The 6,832-nt window shown below is 46.0% G+C and carries 4 protein-coding genes; all 4 read left to right on the plus strand.

Annotated features, from left to right (window positions below):
• Positions 1-96: 96 nt before the first annotated feature.
• On the plus strand, positions 97-2,355 hold the full coding sequence (locus NDI34_RS05045; RefSeq protein WP_348232044.1) for a PAS domain S-box protein: 2,259 nt from the start codon (positions 97-99) through the stop codon (positions 2,353-2,355).
• A gap of 122 nt (positions 2,356-2,477) precedes the next feature.
• Positions 2,478-4,697, plus strand: coding sequence for a DUF4139 domain-containing protein (locus NDI34_RS05050; protein WP_348232045.1), 2,220 nt, complete (start codon positions 2,478-2,480; stop codon positions 4,695-4,697).
• Positions 4,698-4,754: 57 nt separating this feature from the next.
• The gene (locus NDI34_RS05055) at positions 4,755-5,324 is read left to right on the plus strand and encodes a DUF6193 family natural product biosynthesis protein (protein WP_348232046.1); all 570 of its coding nucleotides are present in this window, start codon (positions 4,755-4,757) and stop codon (positions 5,322-5,324) included.
• 296 nt (positions 5,325-5,620) lie between these two features.
• Positions 5,621-6,832 (plus strand): mucoidy inhibitor MuiA family protein (locus NDI34_RS05060; RefSeq protein WP_348232047.1); only part of this gene is annotated, 1,212 nt, incomplete at its 3' end.

The raw sequence follows: 6,832 nt of genomic DNA on the forward strand, positions 1-6,832 counted from the left end.
AGTGCAATGTTGAAAAAGAAATTCTTGGCTCAGAGAACTCAATCACGTGCTGCTCATCAATCAGTTTTTCAGTGTCATCCCATATCTAGGAAGGACATGGTTTCTGATTTAAATTATTTACAAGCTTTACGGGCTTGCTGTCGAGATGAAGCAGCTTTTGAACAGTTAAAGCTGCTCCTGAATTTGGAGGAAGAAAGTGTTGAAGAAATAGTCAGCCAAACTCAAACACAAGTCGATTCAGATTTTCAGTTCCCAACTGTCACCCATTCCTGGGAAAATCTTTTACCCGCAGAAATTTCCCTGGCACAAAGTGACTCAACACTTGAAAAAGTGGCAGCAAATAAGCTGGGAATTATTTTTCAGCTTCTCAATTGTGATGATTCTCGCTGGTTACTATTTGCCCATTCCGGTTGCCAAGAATTCTTAGAATTAGCATCTTATTCAGCTTATACAGACCCACCTCTGCTATGGAAACTGATCCATCCAGACGATCGGGAAGCTTATGAACAATCATTAGTTATTTCGGCAGCGAATCTTCAACCTTGGATATGGGAAGGTCGTGTGATTACCAAATCGGGCAACCTCAAGTGGATGCAAACTGCGGCTCGACCTATTTTGCAAGGAAATAATGACATTTATTGGAATGGTTTACTGATAGATATTACCGAGCGCAAGACTCGCGAAGAGGCACTCTTGCTTTCGGAAGAAAAGTTTTCTATAGCGTTTCGTTATAGCCCTGATGCTATGAGTATTACAACCCTCAATGAGGGGCGTTATATTGATGTCAATGATAGCTATCTCCGCCTTAGTAATTATAAAAAAGAAGAAGTTATTGGTTGTACCTCACTTGAAATCAATGCCTGGGTGAATCCAGAAGATCGCATGAGGATGCAACAGATGTTGCGGGAACAGGGAGCGATTCACAACCAGGAATTTGAGTTTCGCAAGAAGTCTGGCGAGGTAGGAATCTATTTATTTTCAGCAGAAATTGTCAACATTAATGGCGAATCATGCTTAGTTTCTGTAAGGAGCGATATTACTGAGAACAAAGCTGCTGAAGCTTTGGCTCGCGCCACCGCAGAACGCGATCGCTTGCTCTACGAGATTGCCTTGCGGATTAGGCGATCGCTCGATTTGAATGAAATTCTCAACACCACAGTTGAAGAAGTTAGGCAGTTTTTGCACGCGGATCGCGTGTTTATTAGTTACTTTGATGAAAAGGGGCAAGGTACAACCGTTGCAGAGTCAGTAGATCATAATTTTCCGTCAATTTTAGGTTGGGTTACGGAGAACGTTGCTTACAAAGAAGTTCAACAAATATTTGAACTCGATCGCATCCGAGTTGTCAACGATACAACAAAAGTAGAAAAATCTGCATTTATCGCTGAATACCACAATCGATATCAAGTCAAAGCTGGCATCGGTGTCCCAATCATGCTAGGAGACAAACTTTATGGCATCTTAATTGCCAATCAATGCTCTGCACCACGGGAGTGGCAGCAGTATGAAATTGACTTGCTCGATCAACTGGGAGTACAGGTAGCGATCGCAATTCAGCAATCTTCTCTCTTCCAACAAGTACAAACGCTAAATGCTAATCTAGAACGCCAAGTAGAAGAACGTACCGCTCAGCTACAGCAGAAAATGCAGGAACTGCAAGAGCTGAACCGGATTAAAGACGTTGTTTTACATACAGTTTCTCACGATCTTCGCACCTCGGTTCAGGGCACTATCATGGTGTTAAATAATCTGCTCGGATCGTCAGAAGAAAAAGTGACCATTCCTCGCTCTCTTGTAGAGCGAATGATCCAAGGCAACGAACGCCAACTGAGCATGATTAAGTCATTAATCGAAACCAATACTAACGAAAATAGAGGGATTGTTCTTCAGCGAGAGTTAGTTCAATTAAATACATTGGTTCCGGCGATTCTCCGAGACTTGCAACCCATGCTGGTGGAAAATCAAGCAACTATCAAAAATATGATGGCGGCAAATTTACCGTTAGTCATGGTCGATCCGTATCAGAGTCAGCGGGTTTTTGAAAACTTATTCACCTATGCTTTAAAACAAAATCCGCCTGGATTGAAATTGACTCTAAAAGCTAAAGTTGATAAGCAGATGATTCGCTTTACCATAGAGGATAATGGTAGAGAAATGAGTCAGCTTGAGTGCGATCGCTTATTCAATCTCTTTGTCCGCGATCCTCAAGCTCGCTGCTCGACTAACATCGGGTTAAAATTGTATCTCTGTCGGCAAATTATTACCGCTCACGGCGGAGAAATTGGAGTGACAAGTCGCCCGAATCGCGGCTCTACTTTCTGGTTTACCTTCCCTTTGGCAACAGCGGAAAGTTAAAACTGCAAAATTAAAAAATTTAAAGTCTATCTTTTATTTTTAAATTTTTCATAGAGTTACTTGCGATCGCTTCTTCCCCTGTGCCTTACTGGATCTATAGGCAGTAACTCAGCGCAAACATCATGGCAATGCAAGAACTGGCTTCTCGGATTGACACAGTTAAAGTCTACGCTGCCGGTGCCACCGTGACTCGGATTGCTGAGTTACATCTGAACGTTGGGGAACTGCCCGAACACGTTGAGATACCGGAATTGCCTCTGGCGCTAGATGATAGCAGTGTCCGAGTGAGGGTTGAATCTGTAGAGACGCAAAACCCGTCCCCGATTCCCTCAGATGTTCGCATTGGTTTAGCCGTTCCCCCGCCGCAAGAGACACAGAACCCACCCCCGGAGGAGGAATTGCGTGCAGCGATGGCTGAGGTACAACGCATTCAGGACGCGATCGCCCTCATCGAAAAAGAAATTGGCGTCCTCAGTAATCTAAAAGTACCCGATCGCCCCAACGCTCAACCTGGGACAGCACCGCCGCCTTCGCCAATGAACGCTAGACTTGCCTTGGCAAACTTCAGCGACGAACAAATCCGCGCCCGAATCCAGGAAAAGCGGGAAAATTTGGAAAAATTGCGTCTAGCTCAGGAATATCTTGCCGATTTGCAACAAAAGCAGGCGATCGCTTCCACCGCCAGAAATGCTAGACCTAATGAGCTTCGCAAGACGGTAATTGTCCGTTTGAGTTACGAAGAGTTTACTCCCCCTACCTCTCTTCTACCAGGAGAAGGGCAAAATTCCCCTCCTTCCCTTGTAGAAAAGGGGGAATTAGGTTTTTCACGCTTAGTTATCGAATATTTCGTCCCCGGTGCGCGTTGGACACCGACCTATGTTTGCCGCCTAAATAGTGCGGAATCTAGTGCCAGCATTGCCGTCAGGGCGTTGATTTGTCAGCGCACAGGTGAAGATTGGTCAGGGGTAAGATTGGAACTTTCTACAGCCGAACCGATGGGTTGGTGTGCGCTACCGGAATTGCCCTCGCTGCGGCTAGGACGAGTGCAACCAGCGATGAGAAAATCAGGCTGGCGTCGTCCCCCAATCGGTGCAGAGATTCTTTTTGAGGACTACGATAGCCAGAGACCGACAGCTTTAGCCGCTGTGTCGTCACAAAGCGCGATCGCGAATTTCTTATGCGATGCTCCTTCAGTTCCACCCTTACCCGATCTGACGGCGCAGGATCGCTCTGAAATGTACGCTAGTTATGGGATGGCTATGCCAGCAGCAGCGCCTTGTGCAGACTATATAGAGGAATCACTGGCACCGCAAGTAGAATCCCCTTCCCTAGGAGACCGACTAGCGGCTCACAAAGCACTGAAACGGGCGGCAGCTGCCCCACCAGCAGCACCAGAATTTCTCCAGCGTCGAAGGAGGCAGAACCTGGAGGATACTACAGATGAGAATTCTGTAACCGATTTACTGGCATACGGTCTCATGCGAATGGGCGCAGCAGATGACCGAGCAAAGCGCGGTAAATTGTCGATAGAACAACAGCAGGAAATATATTTAGAAATCCTTCAACGTCAGAAAGTTACGGTTACGTTTAATGTCATGCAGGTAGTGCAACAGGCTTGTGATAACGCCCAAAAATGCCTCTGGATGATGCTTCCTCCCGGTGGTATCCATGTGCGAGACGTTGCAGGTTCCTTCGACTATGCCTATAGCGCTGATGGACGAATTGATGTCCCCTCAGACGGGCAATTTCACTCTGTCGCCCTAACTAGCAACAGTACAGACGTAGATTTGCGCTACATCGTCGTTCCCCGCGAAGATACTAACGTCTTCAGAATTGCCCAACTCCGCAACCCCTTACAAGCACCGCTACTCGCTGGCCCTGCGGATGTCTACGTCGATGGCGAGTACATCTTATCTACAAATATTGCCACAGTTCCACCAAAAGCACAGATGGAATTAGGGCTAGGAGTGGAACAAGCCATCAAAGTTGCTCGAAACACCGTTTATGAAGAAGTTCGTTCTGGCGAAACCATCGTCTCCTTCAACGAACTGCGCCACAAAATTAAAATCGATATTAACAACTATCTACCAAGAATTGCCAAGATTGAAGTACGAGAAAGACTCCCCATTCCCCAAGAAGGAGCAAAAGTAGATATCCATTGCGATCGCGTCTCGCCACCTTGGGAAAAATACGAACAACAAGAACGTAACTCACCCATCAAAGGCGGCTATCGCTGGCAAGTCGAAGTCCCCGCAAAAGAGAAAACTACCCTATCAGTTGATTACATCATTAAAACTTTTGTGGACAGTGAATTGATTGGGGGAAATCGGCGGGAGTCGTAATTTTAATTGAAGATTTGGGCTTACTAAATATATAGCCTAAAGAGAGTAAGTTGTACCGTGGAAAAATACAATCGGCGGGAGTTTATTGTGTATGGCTCAGCCACCGTTTGCAGCCTCTTGCTACTGAGCGTTAGTGCTAGCAGCAAGCCTTCTCAAGCATCAACCAATCCTATTTCCACAAAAATATCAACGAATGAGTATGTTGAAAATAAATGGCAAGAACTCGAACAGCGGTGGCAAGAAATTTTGCAAAAACACGAGCAGCGGTGGCAATACACAGAGCAAACTTGGGAAAACAATCAAATGCCCCCTATCATCCGAATCCGCATGGTTGAGTCTCACCGTTCTGTGTACGATTTAGTTCATCTTATTCAAACTGCTAGAAAACACTCAGTGCTGAGTCAACTTTATCCGTATACCAGTCATTATTGTTTAGGTTTCAGCAAATATACGGAACCTCCTTTTTGGTATGATTGCCCTGCTGCTGTACCCACCGGAAAGGGGCAGTATGAAGTATTGGCTCCTAGTAATTATCAACAGATTATTGCAATCGTTAATGATGCACCAACAGCAATTAGCTTGATAGTTGAAAATTTACCGCGTAAATATTCTAATCTTTATACTTAAATGCAAAAGCTAAATGATATTAAATCCGGTTGATTATTCAGCATTTGCAAACAACCTCTCCCCGCCATCGCCGATGGATCCGGTTTCCCTCTCCGTCAACGGAGAGGGGGTAGGGGTGAGGTTCCAAATGATGTCATCAAATCCGGTTGATTATTCAGCATTTGCTTTAGCATTCCCTCAGAAACTCTTCCCGCGATCGCCTGCGGCTCTTCCCTCTCCGTTAACGGAGAGGGGATAGGGGTGAGGTTCCAAACAATGACGATTTAAATAAATTTGATATGAGGAAGTGATAAATTATGCAAGCAATTCAAAAGTCGCCAGAAGTCATTCAAGAATTAACGCTCGATGCACCTGTTTGTGTAGTAACACTCTTAGAAGATAGGGCACAGGTGCGACGAATTGGCAAAATTAATTTAACCCAAGGACTGTGGAGAATTCAAGTCCAGAAAGTTGCCCCAGTTCTTTCAGATAAATCTCTTCGGGCAGAGTTTTGTGAGGAATATCCAGAGGCACGGATTGACGATGTTCGCGTTCGCCGCCAGATGTTGGTTAAGGAAACAGATCGACTAGCCAATGTAGAGATGCAAAATTTCGCGTCTCTACAAGCAGAACTGCGATCGCTACTTAACTCCTTCAACAATATCAGCGAAGACCGCCAGCACCTCGAATCGTGCTTCGAGCGAGTAAACACCATCCTTGCTAAAGGTTTGCAGGAACTCCCCGTGGATGCGATTTGGGGACAAATTGACCCTAAATCCTGGCGAGAGCAAATTTCTACTTTATTTAAACAATTGCGAGATTTCCGCTCGGAAATCTTAAGCAGCTATCACACTCAAGAACAACTACACCAGCAAATTCACGACTTAATTGCCAAAGCAGAAGCCTTATCGCGTCCCGATAGGGTCTATGTTGCCAACATCGAAGCCGACTTAATGATTCCCCAAGCGGGAGAGTATGCGATCGCTTTCGACTATGTGGTTCCCGGTGCCATGTGGCGACCTTGGCACCAAGCACGCCTTCTCCTCGACGAAAAACCGACGCTCTCTTTCCGCTTCGATGGCTGTGTCTGGCAACGCACGGGAGAAGATTGGAAAGACGTAGATTTAGTCTTTTCTACCGCCCGCGCATCCTTAGGAACTGAACCACCCCTGCTGACAGATGACCCTTTAAATGTTCAAGAAAAATCTCAGCAGATTGTTATTCAAGCGAGAGATCAACAAGTTCAGACAGCCGGACTCGGAACCGACACCACTCCCGCCACAGTTGATTTACCCGGCGTTGATGACGGCGGCGAAGTCCGCAACCTACGCAGCCAGACGAAAGCAACGATTCCCTCCGATGGTCGCCCTTACCGCGTTGCCATCTTCTCCTTCGACTCTCCCGCCTCTGTAGAGTATGTCTTGATGCCAGAATTATCCTGTCAAGTCATCCTTAAGAGCGAACAGACAAACACTTCTAAATTCCCGATTCTAGCCGGACCCGTAGATTTAGTGCGGACTTCTGGCTTT

The sequence above is a fragment of the Trichocoleus sp. DQ-U1 genome, assembly GCF_039961925.1.
Classification (GTDB): domain Bacteria; phylum Cyanobacteriota; class Cyanobacteriia; order Cyanobacteriales; family FACHB-T130; genus FACHB-T130.

Bases quoted from the DNA above. Each gene is read 5' to 3' on its own strand.
- NDI34_RS05050 (WP_348232045.1), top strand. From the start codon at position 2,478: ATGGCAATGCAAGAACTGGCTTCTCGGATTGACACAGTTAAAGTCTAC.
- NDI34_RS05045 (WP_348232044.1), top strand. From the start codon at position 97: ATGGTTTCTGATTTAAATTATTTACAAGCTTTACGGGCTTGCTGTCGA.